The following is a 14538-nucleotide window of genomic DNA, read 5'->3' on the forward strand; positions in this document are numbered from 1 at the left end:
TTGTAGGTGGGCCAGTTGGTGATTTTGAATTTTTGCTTTGCCACGGAACGGTCTGTGTTGTCGGGAGGATGCGTGATCTGATCCTTCAACTCAGCAAAAGTTCGATTTATTCAACAAAGCCTGTTGATCCTGCTAATGGCTTTGTTTCTTATGCAGTAACAGGATATTTTATAAGTCACAGGATAACATTGAAATTAAACGGCATGATTTTATTTCTTTCCATAATAATTATACTTGCTTTATCTCTATATACCCAAGGATATCTCAAAAATTTAAACAAAATGAATGGGGATGGAATAGGCTGGTACTCATCTATATTTATCTTCGCTTGTAGCATCCCGACATTTTGCATTTTTAAAAAATATGGCGACTCAATTTTTGACCTCGCACCTAAAACTTTTACATTGTTAAGTAAAAGCAGTTTTTGCGTGTTTTTGATGCATTTGATACCAACATGGATAATTTTGCAGCAAATGGTTGACCTGAAATTAAATTTAGCTCTAGCTATTTCCATTTCAATCATTGGAAGCTATTTGTTTTGCATAGCTTTTTATCTCGCTTTTTATAAAGTCCCCGTAATTAAAAAACTCGTCTCTTAAAATCGGGGCCTCTAGGCCCCTTTTTTTAACCAGTGCCGCCTATAAAACGCGCAAAAAATTCTGTGCGCGTTGCGCTAATCGTACTGTCTTGGTGTAGACCGTAATTTTTATAAATAAGCATCGTCAGCCACAATCTTCACTTCTGCGTTCAGGCATCCAGCAACAGCTGTAATGCTGTAGGCGGTGATGACCCGGTAACCACGCCTTCACTGGCGAAGCCAGGGCGATCCCTGACTACGGTCAGGTAAACTGTGACTCCCGAAGTCAGCCCGGTGGCGAGCAGTTTTGTGCTTAAGGCTATCTGGCCGGATTTAGGGCAATACTTATTCCCCACTGTAGCCGCATTAGTTACTTTCATTATTTTGAGGATCGCGCGTACTGAAGTTAAAGGCCATACGCCCAGCATAGTTAATATTAAGATAACTAATTAGCATTTTGCCCTGAAACTTAACCTCTGCAAAACCGGTGGCAATACGTGAAGTAGCGGATTTTTGGCTGAAGCTCAACAAGCCGGGCTGGGCGAACAGCTCATGTGTGACGACCGAGCGAAGGGTGTGGGTTAGGCTCGACCATATCGGGAACGGTCGGGACATAAGGTCAATAATGCAGAAGGATCTGCCTCACCTGCGCATAGAGCTGCTGAACGGCAGTTACTTGACCGGCAGGAAGATGAATATAGAGAAGAAAGGCAGGACGGCCGCGACGGTTAATCCCAGCATGTCCGATTTAAAGACCATTTTCGCCTTCGCGCAAAGCAATGGATATAGAGGGGCGAACCCGATGACGGGCATCAAGCCTCTAAAAAAATCCAACAAACGGCCGGACCCGCTCACAGGAGAAGAGTTTCCACGGCCCATCGCCGGGTGCTCTACCCGGCGGAACGCGAACATGTAATCGCTAGGGATCCTGACAGAAATACGTAACGGTGAACTTTGCGCTTTGGCCTGAGAAGATATAGACCTCGAAGCGAAAACAATAACCGTGTTGCGAAACCTGACGCCGCAGGGTCTGTTTACCCCGTAGAAAACGGAAGTGGGCAACAGGATAATAAGCCTGATCGATGCAGCTGCAGAGGTTCCCCGCGACCAGCGCGAGCTGACAAGGATGTATCCTCAGACACCCTTCACCATTCATACCAAGGAACACGATGAGCGGATCAAAGACCAGATAACACTTGTCTTCAACGCCAGTCTGGATCCAGTAAACGGCAGGTCAGGCACTTACTATTAAACAGAGTTGCCAGGTAAGATATGGAACAGTGCATTAAGGCGTGCCGGCCTTCGTCACCGAAAAGCCTATCAGGCTAGACACACCTATGCATGCTGGTCACTGTCTGCAGAAGCAACCCCCAACTTCATTGCCAGCCAGATGGGGCAGCAAATGCATAAGCGGTGTATCAGGTATAACGATCCTGGATGACGGAAAATGACAAAGCACAAAGGAGCATGCTCAACGAAAAATTGAAAGAGTTTCTCCCTTCTATGCCCCATAACAAAACTATCTAATTTTTCATATTTATTAGTAAGTTATCTGAGCGAAACCTGTATGTTCTTAATTTCACCTTGCGGTTTTGCATGGGTGCGTTGATTTAGGGTGATCAAGGATTTATCAGGGGCATGCCGCAAGGCGCGTTTCGCCAATCAGGTTAATATGAGGTGCTTTGCGGAATTTTTTTGTGCTACATGTGTGCTACAGAGCCATGAGGCGACCCAACACAGGCTTGTTAAAGATCACAAACCCTTGCGTATCCCAAAACTGTCTCACAGATGCTAATCTCTCACGACTGGCTTTTTTCTGAGGATATCACTATGGATGTTTCGCCACGCGTTGTTATAGCGATCAATATCATCGTTGTAGTGGCTCTTGTTGTCGGCCTCGCATGGTACAAGCACTGGCTATAACGAACCCCGTAGCCAACTCAGATCGGCGCGGCATGCCTCTGCCCAATCGCCAGGGCTTTTTTGTGCCAGTATTTCTGATGGGTTTTCCTATTAATGAGGTGTGACATCTATGCATCTGGTGGTATCATCGGCTCATATTATTATGTGCTTTTTAACATCAAGCCGATTAACGAAATCTTAATTAGCTTTGTTTTGGAAAGGGATATGATTTATTGTGGATAAAAAAAATCACGATATTGAAGTTCTTAGAACTCTTGCTATTTTATTCGTCATACTTGCTCACATTCCAGGCATTCTGGCCCCAGACTCATTTTACTTTAAAGTGATAAGTATAAGTAAATTCGGCAGCGGTGTTGATTTGTTTTTTTGTGTCTCTGGGTTTCTTATTACAAAAGGTTTGTTAGATAAAAAACTAAATAACTTAAATTTTGATAATTTTAAGAGTGAAGCAAAGCAATTCTACATAAAAAGAATATGGCGACTCATGCCTGCAGCCATCTTCTGGATTGTAGTTTCAATAATTCTTTCTTTTGCTCTTGAAAAACATCATGCCTTTCTTGCTCCGTCTGACATGCTCAAATCAGCATTCTTTTCTATCACTCAAACTCAAAACATATACTTCCCCATTTGCAGGCAGGAAGGTACATGTGGAAACTTAGGTATTTATTGGAGCCTATCTCTTGAGAATCAGTTTTACCTATTGTTGCCTTTAATATTATTCTCAATGAATAATAGAAAGCTGTGCTTATTTATGTCCGTAGTTTTCCTGACTCAATTTTTCATCCCAAGAACATTAAATAGTGAAACTCCTCTCGCGTGGCCTATTAGAACAGATGCTATAGCGCTGGGTGTTATAATTGCCGTCCTGAGCCATGAAGGTATCACTTTCTTTATCAGGAAATATGTTCCTACTGGTGCGTGGTTTTCTATTTTAATATTCACATTCTTAACATTTTTCCTTGCGCTTTTTACCAACCCTAATCCGATAGTATTTTATCAGACCGGGTTAACAGCACTGTTATCTGGAATTTTTGTACTATTAGCAAGCTTAAACTTGAATTTATTTTCTCGGCCCCCTCTCCTTAGAACCATTTGCGATTATATCGGATCCCGATCATATTCGCTTTATCTCACTCACTTCATAGTGTTGGTTTTAGTGGGAAGATTTTTCTTGTATGGTGTTAAGAGCACTCCTTGGCTTGAGTCAGTGGCACACGTAACTCTCTTTTTCTTTGGAAGCTTTTTACTTGCAGAACTGAGTTATAGGTTTATTGAAAACAAGTTTAGATACAACTGGGTTTCCAGCCAAAAAAAATAGATGCTACTTGCAGCCTATATGGGCTGCAGGTTGTGAGTGTAATGAAGATGGAATTTCTGGCCAGTTAATATCATCAACGTTGTTTGGATCAATCGCATTCATCTCATCAATATAATCTAGTCATATACTAAGCAGATAGCTCTTTTTATCATTATGCCTCCGTCCCATTAAAAGCTTAGTTTGATAAGGGCTGTTTTTTGTGTTGCGTAGTTTATCGATGATAATTGCAAACTTATGTTGCTTTTTTCTTCCTGACATCAATTTCATTTTGTTCTTCTTTGCGCCATTAATCATTTAAAAGTTGATAGACGGCCTGCTGGAAAAAGAGGTTTATACCACCGCGATCCTGCTGAAAAAAAAGAGGTTTTTATAACGCTTTAGGACAGGATAACTGGAGCCGGTTTTTTTCCTTTTTTAGGTTCTTTGTTGAGAACTATAAGAATACATATATGGTCGAACTCGAACTACCGATGGGTGAAGGTTGCTCACTATCTGCCAGCCACAAAATGTTTATAAACTCCTTATCTTTAGGCCTGATAAATCCCACATCAGAAAGAAAGGTTCTAATGCTAAGGCAGCGGAAGCAGATAGAAGGATTGCGTTATCTGTCGTCTTTTTCAATAATGCTTTTAGATGAGAATTATTATGCGAAAGTAAAATACAGTAAAAAATATTTTCATCTTCGCATTAACAAAGACTTATCCAAAGAGTTAGAGGGAACACTTGATGTTCTTGTTGGACGCGCCTTAGCGAAGGAACTTAAGGAGAGCAAATCATTCGCTCGGGTTGAAATTAGTGATCCAGGTGGTGAGTTCATATATGGGCAGGCTGTTAACCACGCGCATCGAAGAGACCCAAGAAAGAAATGGTCATGAAAGAGCCCGCTTCGGCGGGTTTATCATTGTCAGCAAAAGTCATTTGATTGACACCGCAATCGCTTGTTACGACAGGTCATGACGGTGCATTTGCACCAGACGCATAATGAACCGCAATGCGGTCCGGGAGTTTTTGCCTTTGGCCCCTGCAGGAATGCAGGGGCCATTTTTATAACTAAATTAACCCAAGCAGTACGAAGCAAAGATGAGCGCGACCGCATCAATGTCGATTTATCTGCATCAGGCGTTCCTTAAAAAGAGCGCATGAACATGCCGATTGTCGCGTATGAAGTGGAGATGCACAGCCGAAATCGCTGCGCGCTTACTTTCAAGAACGGCTAAAGTTTTACAGGGAAGAGTCGACGAGGTTTCCAAAGGTTAACGATCCGATTTATCATAAGGAGATTAAGGAGTGAAGTTAAGATACCCAACCCTCAAACAGTCTGAAGAGGCCAGAAAGCGCAGGTACAACGTGATTGTAAATGGGCAAACCTATTCCAGTACTAAAGTAGCATTTGAAAAGTTAAATATCCCCTGCCAACCAAATGCGCATATCGCTTTCAGAGCAAGTTCTGTAGCAGGAAACTGTGAGAAAACAGGAGATAAAGCCACTGGCGAGTATGGAGGATATAAGTTCACCTTCATAAGAGTTAGATAGCAAGCAAAGCTGCACATGGAGATGGTTTTATTGCCCATTCAGCTAAAGTTCTACAGGGAATTGTCGATGAAGTTTCTACGGGAAACGGAGCCGGCTTATCAGAAGGAGGAGAAATAAATTGTGAAATGGATTTTTCTATCAGGAGTTTTGGTTTCGAGTGCGGTAATCGCGGGCAACCAAAGCTTTTATACCCCAGAAGTTCGATGCTTGAATGACCATACGATTCCCTTCATAGAGACCAGCATTCCGCCAAAGAATGTCGTTGATGACGCTTATGCACAGTGCGAACCTGAACTGAATGAATGGATGAAGCTGCAAGAGCCGCTGCCTGATGAAATGAAGCAGCGTATGCGCAAAGAGTTGTATGACTTTTACATCAGGATGATTGATATACGACGAAAACATGACGCTAAAAAAAACGCAGAAGCCGCCCACTGAGGCGGTTTTTTTACGCCTAAAGTCTGGAGGTAATCATGAATTTTGCAGATCCGATTAATGAAGCAGCAGAACGCGAGCAGCAGTTGATAGCGGTGGCTTTGGCTAACCGGCCGGTGCCGCAGATGACTTACACGGGTGAATGTCATTACTGTGAAGAGCCAATTGACAAGGGGTACTTCTGCAGCGATGAATGCCGCACCGATCATGAGCGTATTCAGCATGCTCTTCGCAACCAAAAGGTGGCATGACGCTGCAAGCTGAAAACGCGCTAATGGCCTTAGCGCGTAAGTGCAGGAGCGAGATTCTTAAGCGATTGATGGCAGGCGCAAATCCGAACACGACCGCATCATAACCACTCTTCTCGATAAGCACGCCAAAACCGTTCAATGCCTCCCGCCAGGTACATTTCCAGCAAAGCGCTGGCTGTCCTTCTATGTGCGGCAGGTAGATAAAGAGAATCGCCAGTGAATATCGTTAATAACTATGGCGGCAGCACTACCCCGCCCGAACACCGCGACAGCTGGCAGACGCCGCCGGAAATATTCGCCGCGCTGAATCGTGATTTCCGTTTTGTGGCGGATGTGACCGCGAGCGAGCACAACCACCTGCTCCCGGTTTACTTCACCGAACAGGATGACGCGCTGGCGCAGGACTGGGCCGGGCATCTGCCGATCGGGTTTGTATGGTGTAACCCACCCTACAGCGAAATCACGCCATTGTTCAGAAAGCCGCCGAAGAATGCCACAAGGGGACCGGCACCGTGATGCTTGTTCCCGCTGACACTTCGGTGGGCTGGTTTAGCCCGGCACGGAACTCATGCGCCGAGGTGCGTTTCATTATCGACGGCCGTCTCTCCTTTATTCGTGCCGATACCGGCAAGCCGGTCAATGGCAACAACAATGGATCGATGCTGCTGATCTGGAATCCGTTCGTCTCAGATTTTGGCATAACCGGGTATGTCTCGCGCAACACACTGATGGCGATCGGAAGGAAATTATTGTCCGACCGGGAGCCAGCCGACGAACGCGCCGCATGACAATGACAGCTACAAGAAAGAAGCCGACACGGACTGGATTATCACTAATCTGGCCCTTTTTATTTGTATCGTGCTGGCCTGGCTATGGCCGCCAAAGGAGCAGATATGGAAAACGTAATTCAGCTGGCGCCCAGCAAATGGGTTTCAGAATCTGTGCTGATGGCTATTACCGGCCTGAAGAAAAACACGATTAAGACAGCAAGGGAAAAGAGCTGGATGGAGGGTCGTGAGTATAAGCACATTTCGCCGGATGGCATGCCGATGGATAACAGCATGTGCTTCTACGACTGGAAAGCTGTTGAGAAGTGGATTGAGAATCAGCCGGCGGCGATCCCGCGGCGTAAATCTGCTTAAATGCAGATCCTTTTCAACAGGAGACAGGAAAATGCCTGCATATCCAACAGGCGTGGCCCCCAACAAAAACCATCTTCGGATCTGGTTCATGTATGAGGGGCAAAGACGGTGGCAGGCGCTCGGTGTCCCCGGCACGCCGAAGAACCGGAAAATGGCTGGCGAATTGCGAAGCAACATCGTATACCGCGTAAAAACAGGGACGTTTGATTACCGCAGCCCGTTTCCCGACTCGCCGCTGTTTAAAAACGAAGTGGAATCTGCAAAGCCGGTGGCAATACGGGAAGTAGCGGTTTTATGGCTGACGTTCAAAAAGCCGGACTGGGCGAACAGCTCGTCTGTGACGACCGAGCGGCGGGTGCGGGTTAGGCTCGACCCTATCGGGAACAGTCGGGACATCAATTCAATAATGCAGCTAGATCTGCTTAACCTGCGTATAGCGCTGCTCTACCCGGCAGAACGTGAACATGTGATCGCTGGCGATCCTGACAGGAATGCGTCACGGTGAAATCTGCGCTTTGGCCTGGGAAGATATAGACCTCGAAGCGAAGACAATAACCGTGTCGCGAAACCTGACGCCTCAGGGTCTGTTCATCCCGCCGAAAACGGAAGCGGGCAACAGGTTAATAAACATGATCGATGCAGCAGCAGAGGTCCTCCGCGACCAGCGCGAGCTGACAAGAATGTATCCTCAGACACCCTTCACCTTGCATACCAGGGAGTACGGTGAGCGCATCGAGGAGCAGTAAACATTCGTCTTCAACACCAGTCTGGATTCAGTAAACGGCAGGTCAGGCGCTTACTATTCAACAGAGTCGCCAGGTCAGATATGGAGCAGTGCATTAAGGCGTGCAGGCCTTCGTCACCGAAAAGCATATCAGTCCAGGCACACGTTCGCATGCTGGGCGTTGTCGGCAGGCGCAAACCCGAACCAGGTCGCCGCGCAAATGGGTCACTCAGATGCGCAGATGGTATATCGGGTTTATGGCGCCTGGATGTCAGAGAACAATACGGATCAGCTTTCCCTTATCTACACGAAAATGAACGCTCTTGTGCTACATACGTGCTTCGCTAAAGTGGCCGTATAGTTATTTGCATTAGTATCAGCCAGTTACCTGCTTAAACCTGCATATTCATAATATCGGTATAAGCCGCCACCAGCTTATTCCTCACCTGAATCCCCATCTGCATTGAGATAGAGGACTTCTGCATATCCACCATCACATCGTTCAGCGCCATGCCTGGCTTGCCCATTTCAAAATCCTGCGCCTGGGCGCGCGCGGTGTTCTGCGTTTCGCTGATCTTATCCAGCGCCGCTTTCATGGTGGCGGCGAAGTCGACCGGCTGCGTCGCCTCGCTGCTTCTGTTACTGGCCTGCAGCGACGTCAGCTGAAGCTGCTGTAAAACGCCGTCAATTGCCTGAATGGACATGCTTTTACCTCATTGAGAGAGAGATGGAATTTTCTACGCTCAAAAAGTTAACACGTTGTCAATGAGACAAAGGCGCTAAATAACTGCAAAAAACCCGGCTTATTCGCCCATCGAATTTTGCGATAAGGAAAATAATGCCATGCATTGAAGTGGAGTTTCATTTACGCAGTGTCAGGGAGTCTGTTTTGTCACTACAACAAACCCGGTCAATTATGTCAGGCAGGAATAGGTCATGAATGCGAGCGCAGCCGCTACACAGGATTCAGCAAAAAAAGGTTTCAGTGACCTTATCGCTCGCCTGCGCGCTAACCCGCGTATCCCCCTTATCGTTGCCGCCGCAGCCGCTATCGCCATCGTTATGGCGCTGGTGCTGTGGGCGAAAGCGCCCGATTACCGTGTGCTGTACAACAATCTCTCTGATGAAGATGGCGGCGCGATTGTTACCCAGCTCACCCAGATGAACATCCCTTATCGCTTCGCCGACAACGGCGGCGCGCTGATGGTGCCGGCGGAAAAGGTGCACGAGCTGCGCCTGCGTCTGGCGCAGCAGGGGCTGCCGAAAGGCGGATCGGTGGGCTTTGAGCTGCTCGATCAGGAGAAGTTCGGCATCAGCCAGTTCAGCGAGCAGGTGAACTACCAGCGCGCGCTGGAAGGCGAGCTGGCGCGCACTATCGAAACCTTAGGGCCGGTGAAAACGGCGCGCGTGCATCTGGCGATGCCGAAGCCGACGCTGTTCGTGCGCGAGCAGAAATCGCCTTCCGCCTCGGTCACCCTGAATCTACAGCCTGGCCGCGCGCTCGATGAGGGCCAGATCCAGGCCATCGTGCATATGGTCTCCAGCAGCGTGGCGGGCCTTCCGCCGGGCAACGTGACCGTGGTCGATCAGAGCGGACGCCTGCTGACGCGTTCCGACAGCGAAGGTCGCGACCTCAACGACGCGCAGCTGAAATATACCGCCGAAGTGGAAGCGCGCTACCAGCAGCGCATCGAAGCGATCCTGAACCCGATTCTCGGCCAGGGCAACGTACACGCGCAGGTGACGGCGCAGATCAACTTCGACAAGAGCGAGCAGACCGACGAGAAGTATCAGCCGAACGGCAACCCGAACAGCACCGCTATCCGCTCGCGTCAGACCAGCACCAGCGATCAGAGCGGTAGCCCTTATCCGGGCGGCGTGCCGGGCGCCCTCTCCAACCAGCCTGCGCCAGCCAACACCGCGCCGGTTAACGCGCCTAACGGTCAGAACGGACAAAACGCGCAGAACGGCCAGCAGAACAACGCCAACAGCAGCACCACCAGCACGGCGAACAGCAGCGTGCCGACCAACTCGCGCCGCGACGATACTGTGAACTACGAGCTGGACCGCACCATTCGCCACACCAAAATGAACGTTGGTGACGTGCAGCGCCTCTCGGTCGCGGTGGTGGTTAACTATCGCGCCGACGACAAAGGCAAGGCGATCGCCCTTAACGAGCAGCAGCTGAAGCAGGTCGAAGCGCTGACGCGCGAAGCGATGGGCTACTCCCAGCCGCGCGGCGACAGCGTTAACGTGGTCAACTCCGAGTTCACCGCAGCCGACCCAACCAGCGGCGACCTGCCGTTCTGGCAGCAGCAGGCCTTCTTCGATCAGATGATGAACGTGGGCAAATGGCTGTTGATTGCGCTGGTCGCCTTTATCCTCTATCGCAAAATGGTGCGTCCGCAGCTGATGCGTAAGCGCGAAGCGGAAAAAGCCGCTGTGGAAGCCGCTGAACAACGCGCCGCCGCCGCACAAGAGGAAGAAGCCTACAGCGTACAGCTCAGCAAAGATGAGCAGGATGCAGAGCGCAAGTCTAACAACCGCATGAGCGCCGAGGTGATGAGCCAGCGCATCCGCGACATGTCCGAGAACGATCCGCGCATCGTTGCGCTGGTTATCCGCGAATGGATGAGTAAAGAACTATGAGTCTGACCGGTACTGAAAAAAGCGCCATCCTGATGATGACCATCGGCGAAGAGCGCGCCGCAGAGGTGTTCAAGCACCTTAACCAGCGTGAGGTGCAGCATCTCAGCGCCGCGATGGCGAATATGCGCCAGGTGTCGCACAAGCAGCTCACTGAAATCCTGCGTGAGTTCGAGACCGACGCCGAGCAGTTCGCGGCGCTCAGCCTCAACTCCAACGACTATCTGCGTTCGGTGCTGACCAAGGCGCTGGGCGAAGAGCGCGCTGCCAGCCTGCTGGAGGATATTCTCGAATCACGCGAGACCACCAGCGGCATGGAAACGCTCAACTTTATGGAGCCGCAGGCCGCCGCCGACCTTATTCGCGACGAGCATCCGCAGATCATCGCCACCATCCTGGTACACCTCAAGCGCGGTCAGGCGGCGGATATCCTGGCGCTGTTCGACGAACGCCTGCGTCACGATGTGATGCTGCGTATCGCCACCTTCGGCGGCGTGCAGCCGGCGGCGCTGGCGGAGCTGACCGAAGTGCTCAACGGCCTGCTGGACGGCACCAACCTCAAGCGCGCGAAGATGGGCGGCGTGAGAACCGCAGCCGAGATCATCAACCTGATGAAAACGCAGCAGGAAGAGGCGGTTATCGAAGCGGTTCGCGACTTCGACGGCGAACTGGCGCAGAAGATTATCGACGAGATGTTCCTGTTCGAGAACCTGGTGGAAGTGGACGATCGCAGCATCCAGCGCCTGCTGCAGGAAGTGGAGTCCGAGCAGCTGCTGGTGGCACTGAAAGGGGCCGAGCAGCCGCTGCGCGAGAAGTTCCTCAAGAACATGTCGGCGCGTGCCGCCGATATCCTGCGCGACGATCTCGCCAACCGTGGCCCGGTGCGTATGTCTGCGGTGGAGAACGAACAGAAAGCTATCCTGCTTATCGTCCGTCGTCTGGCGGAATCGGGCGAGATGGTGATTGGCGGCGGCGAGGAAACCTATGTCTGATGCCTTTTCCGCCCGTCCGTGGCAGCTCTGGCAGCCTGAGGATTTAGGCCGCCGCGATGAGCCGGAGCCAGAGCTTCAGCCAGAGCCGGAGATGTTCGAATCGGAAGTCGACGAACAGCAGCAGCTCTATGAGCGCATGCAGCAGCAGGCGCGCAAAGAGTCGCAGGCGCAGGGCTATAACGAAGGCCATCAGCAGGGCTTCTCCGAAGGTCAGAAAGCGGGCTACGACGCCGGTTTCCAGCAGGGTCTGGCCGACGCGCAGCAGCAGCAGGCGCCGCTTCAGGCGCGTATGCAGCAGCTGGTGACCGAGTTTCAGCACTCGCTGGAGGCGCTCGACAGCGTGATCGCCTCGCGCCTGATGCAGCTGGCGCTGGAAGCCGCGCGTCAGGTCATCGGCCAGGCGACCACGGTCGACGGCAGCGCCCTGCTGCGTCAAATTCAGCAGCTGCTGCAACAGGAGCCGATGTTCAGCGGCAAACCGCAGCTGCGCGTCCATCCTGACGATCTGCAGCGTATCGAGCAGACGCTCGGGCCGACCCTCGATCTGCACGGCTGGCGTCTGCTGGCCGACAGCACGCTGCACCCCGGCGGCTGTAAGTTAAGCGCCGAAGATGGCGATCTCGACGCCAGCGTGGCGACGCGCTGGCAGGAGCTGTGCCGTCTCGCCGCGCCAGGAGAGTTTTAATGACCTCGCGACTTTCCCGCTGGCTGGGGGCGCTCGACGCCTTTGAAACCCGCATTGCCCAGGTGCAGCCGGTGCGCCGCTACGGCCGTCTGACCCGCGCCACCGGCCTGGTGCTGGAGGCGACCGGCCTGCAGCTGCCGCTCGGCGCCACCTGCGTTATCGAACGCAACGACGGCAAGAATCTCACCGAAGTTGAAAGCGAAGTGGTGGGCTTTAACGGCCAGAAACTTTTTCTGATGCCGCTGGAAGAGGTCGACGGCATTCTGCCCGGTGCGCGCGTCTATGCGCGCGACAGCGGCCACAGCGGCAAACAGCTGCTGCTTGGCCCGGAGCTGCTGGGCCGCGTGCTCGACGGCAGCGGCAAGCCGCTCGACGGACTGCCGTCGCCTGATACCGGCTACCGCGCGCCGCTGATCACCCCGCCCTTCAACCCGCTCCAGCGTACGCCGATTACCGACGTGCTCGATACCGGCGTGCGCGCCATTAACGCCCTGCTCACCGTGGGACGCGGCCAGCGTATGGGCCTGTTCGCGGGTTCCGGCGTCGGCAAGAGCGTGCTGCTCGGCATGATGGCGCGCTACACCCAGGCGGATGTGATCGTGGTCGGGCTGATCGGCGAACGCGGCCGCGAAGTAAAAGACTTTATTGAAAACATTCTCGGCGCCGAAGGCCGCGCGCGTTCGGTGGTGATCGCCGCCCCCGCGGACGTCTCGCCGCTGCTGCGTATGCAGGGTGCCGCCTACGCCACGCGCATCGCCGAAGATTTCCGCGATCGCGGCCAGCACGTGCTGCTGATTATGGACTCCCTGACGCGCTACGCCATGGCGCAGCGCGAGATCGCACTGGCCATCGGCGAGCCGCCCGCGACCAAAGGCTATCCGCCGTCGGTGTTCGCCAAGCTGCCAGCGCTGGTGGAGCGCGCCGGTAACGGCACGCACGGCGGCGGCTCGATTACCGCCTTCTATACCGTACTGACCGAAGGCGACGATCAGCAGGATCCTATCGCCGACTCGGCGCGCGCCATCCTCGACGGCCATATCGTGCTGTCGCGTCGGCTGGCCGAGGCGGGCCACTACCCGGCGATCGATATCGAAGCCTCTATCAGCCGCGCCATGACCGCGCTGATCGACGAGGATCACTACGCGCGGGTGCGGCAGTTTAAACAGCTGCTCTCCAGCTTCCAGCGCAACCGCGACCTGGTCAGCGTGGGTGCCTACGCGGCGGGCAGCGATCCGATGCTGGACAAGGCGATCCGTCTCTATCCGCAGATGGAAGCCTTTCTGCAACAGGGCATTTTTGAACGTAGCCACTACGACGACGCCTGCCTGCATCTGCATGCGCTGTTCGGCTAACGGCGACCTAACGCGAGGAGTCAGCGATGAAAAGCGCCAGTGCCATCGACACGCTGCGCGATTTAGCGGAGCAGGATCTGGAAAAGGCGGTAATGCACCTCGGCGATATGCGCCGCGGCGTGCGCCAGGCGGACGAGCAGCTCACCATGCTGCTCGACTATCAGGATGAGTACCGCAACAAGCTGAACAGCGATATGTCGGGCGGTATCGCCACGACGCGCTGGACCAACTACCACCAGTTTATTCAGACGCTGGAAAAAGCGATCGAGCAGCACCGCTCGCAGCTCAACCACTGGAACCAGCGGCTGGAGCAGGCGCTCTCCAGCTGGCGTGAAAAGCAGCAGCGTCTCAACGCCTATCAGACGCTGATCGGCCGCGCGGCGGACAACGCATTACGAGTAGAAAACCGTCTCGATCAGAAACGGATGGATGAATATGCCCAACGGGCCGCATTGAGGAAAGGCGAATGATTACGCTGCCAAAAATTGTCACCGCCGCCAGCGCGAAAGGCGACCTGAACAGTTCAGATTCCGCAGAGGTTTTGCACAGCGTCAAATCGCTGCCGCAGGACTTTCTGACCGAGCTGGGCAACCGCCTGCTGACGCTGGCGCAACAGCAGGGAAACGTGGCGCAATCCGCTGAAAGTGCTGAAGAAAGCCAGGACGCGCCCGTGCAGAAAGGTCAGCTTGACGCCCTGCTGACCGCCTTTGACAAACCCGACAGCCTGAATGCGCTGCTGACGCCGGAAAATATTAAAGCCGCCACCAAATCCGCCGATGATAAGGATAAGGCGAGCGCAGAAACCTTAACCAGCAGCGAAGCGCAGAGCATACAGGCGCTGTTCGCCATGCTGCCAGCCTCGCCGGTTGCGCAGAGCGACGTTTCTGCCGCTTCCGCCGACGCCCCGGCCGCCGAGTCGCGCCGCGACGGACAGCACGGCACCTTCTCTCTCTCCCAGGA

At 52.6% G+C, this 14538-nt stretch carries 15 protein-coding genes and 3 pseudogenes; 15 read left to right on the plus strand and 3 right to left on the minus strand.

Going from position 1 to position 14538, the window contains the following annotated elements:
• A partial coding sequence (locus MHZ97_RS21575; protein ID WP_239313698.1) for a hypothetical protein occupies positions 1–89 on the minus strand: 89 nt, incomplete at its 3' end.
• A 1113-nt stretch (positions 90–1202) separates the two neighbouring features.
• Here MHZ97_RS21575 and MHZ97_RS21580 point away from each other — a divergent pair.
• The gene (locus MHZ97_RS21580) at positions 1203–1493 is read left to right on the plus strand and encodes a hypothetical protein (RefSeq protein ID WP_239314187.1); all 291 of its coding nucleotides are present in this window, start codon (positions 1203–1205) and stop codon (positions 1491–1493) included.
• A 1221-nt stretch (positions 1494–2714) separates the two neighbouring features.
• A complete protein-coding gene (locus tag MHZ97_RS21585; protein ID WP_239314186.1) occupies positions 2715–3818 on the plus strand; it encodes an acyltransferase in 1104 nt (367 codons plus the stop codon).
• Between the two features lie 3 nt (positions 3819–3821).
• On the opposite strand, the gene MHZ97_RS22505 is transcribed toward MHZ97_RS21585, so the two are convergent.
• Entirely contained in the window at positions 3822–3929 is a 108-nt protein-coding gene (locus tag MHZ97_RS22505) for a hypothetical protein (protein WP_366925758.1), read from the minus strand.
• Between the two features lie 338 nt (positions 3930–4267).
• Here MHZ97_RS22505 and MHZ97_RS21590 point away from each other — a divergent pair, with 338 nt between their 5' ends.
• The 7 genes and pseudogenes from MHZ97_RS21590 to MHZ97_RS21625 all read left to right on the plus strand — a co-directional run bounded on the left by MHZ97_RS21590 (position 4268) and on the right by MHZ97_RS21625 (position 8264).
• Positions 4268–4693 (plus strand): hypothetical protein, encoded by a 426-nt coding sequence (locus MHZ97_RS21590; protein ID WP_239314185.1) that lies wholly within the window; start codon positions 4268–4270, stop codon positions 4691–4693.
• Positions 4694–5471: 778 nt separating this feature from the next.
• The gene (locus MHZ97_RS21600) at positions 5472–5789 is read left to right on the plus strand and encodes a hypothetical protein (RefSeq protein ID WP_239314184.1); all 318 of its coding nucleotides are present in this window, start codon (positions 5472–5474) and stop codon (positions 5787–5789) included.
• Positions 5790–5824: 35 nt separating this feature from the next.
• On the plus strand, positions 5825–6037 hold the full coding sequence (locus MHZ97_RS21605) for a hypothetical protein (RefSeq protein WP_239314182.1): 213 nt from the start codon (positions 5825–5827) through the stop codon (positions 6035–6037).
• 222 nt (positions 6038–6259) lie between these two features.
• Positions 6260–6825: pseudogene (locus MHZ97_RS21610) on the plus strand (phage N-6-adenine-methyltransferase).
• Between the two features lie 105 nt (positions 6826–6930).
• Positions 6931–7179 (plus strand): excisionase family protein, encoded by a 249-nt coding sequence (locus MHZ97_RS21615; protein WP_239314180.1) that lies wholly within the window; start codon positions 6931–6933, stop codon positions 7177–7179.
• A 31-nt stretch (positions 7180–7210) separates the two neighbouring features.
• A complete protein-coding gene (locus MHZ97_RS21620; protein ID WP_239314178.1) occupies positions 7211–7684 on the plus strand; it encodes an Arm DNA-binding domain-containing protein in 474 nt (157 codons plus the stop codon).
• Positions 7671–8264 (plus strand): annotated as a pseudogene (locus MHZ97_RS21625) (site-specific integrase). Before MHZ97_RS21620 ends, MHZ97_RS21625 begins: the two are co-directional and overlap by 14 nt.
• A gap of 31 nt (positions 8265–8295) precedes the next feature.
• Here MHZ97_RS21625 and fliE read toward each other — a convergent pair.
• Positions 8296–8607 (minus strand): flagellar hook-basal body complex protein FliE, encoded by a 312-nt coding sequence (fliE, locus tag MHZ97_RS21630; protein ID WP_239314176.1) that lies wholly within the window; start codon positions 8605–8607, stop codon positions 8296–8298.
• 232 nt (positions 8608–8839) lie between these two features.
• Between fliE and fliF the strand changes: the two genes are divergently transcribed.
• The 6 genes and pseudogenes from fliF to MHZ97_RS21660 form a co-directional block, all read left to right on the plus strand.
• A complete protein-coding gene (gene fliF / locus MHZ97_RS21635) occupies positions 8840–10552 on the plus strand; it encodes a flagellar basal-body MS-ring/collar protein FliF (protein WP_239314167.1) in 1713 nt (570 codons plus the stop codon).
• On the plus strand, positions 10549–11541 hold the full coding sequence (gene fliG, locus MHZ97_RS21640; protein WP_103797690.1) for a flagellar motor switch protein FliG: 993 nt from the start codon (positions 10549–10551) through the stop codon (positions 11539–11541). The genes fliF and fliG overlap by 4 nt, the downstream gene beginning before the upstream one ends.
• Entirely contained in the window at positions 11534–12226 is a 693-nt protein-coding gene (gene fliH, locus MHZ97_RS21645) for a flagellar assembly protein FliH (protein ID WP_239314165.1), read from the plus strand. The genes fliG and fliH overlap by 8 nt, the downstream gene beginning before the upstream one ends.
• Positions 12226–13578, plus strand: a complete 1353-nt coding sequence (gene fliI / locus MHZ97_RS21650; RefSeq protein ID WP_033749819.1) for a flagellar protein export ATPase FliI — start codon at positions 12226–12228, stop codon at positions 13576–13578. Before fliH ends, fliI begins: the two co-directional genes overlap by 1 nt.
• Positions 13579–13604: 26 nt before the next feature.
• Positions 13605–14048 carry a flagellar export protein FliJ gene (fliJ, locus tag MHZ97_RS21655; protein ID WP_103797688.1) on the plus strand — a complete coding sequence of 148 codons (444 nt, stop codon included), beginning with the start codon at positions 13605–13607 and terminating at the stop codon, positions 14046–14048.
• Positions 14045–14538, plus strand: a pseudogene (locus tag MHZ97_RS21660) (flagellar hook-length control protein FliK); the annotation flags it as partial. The gene fliJ and the pseudogene MHZ97_RS21660, both read left to right, overlap by 4 nt.

It is taken from the genome of Pantoea sp. ACRSC (genome assembly GCF_022346785.1).
Classification (GTDB): Bacteria; Pseudomonadota; Gammaproteobacteria; order Enterobacterales; family Enterobacteriaceae; genus Pantoea; species Pantoea alvi.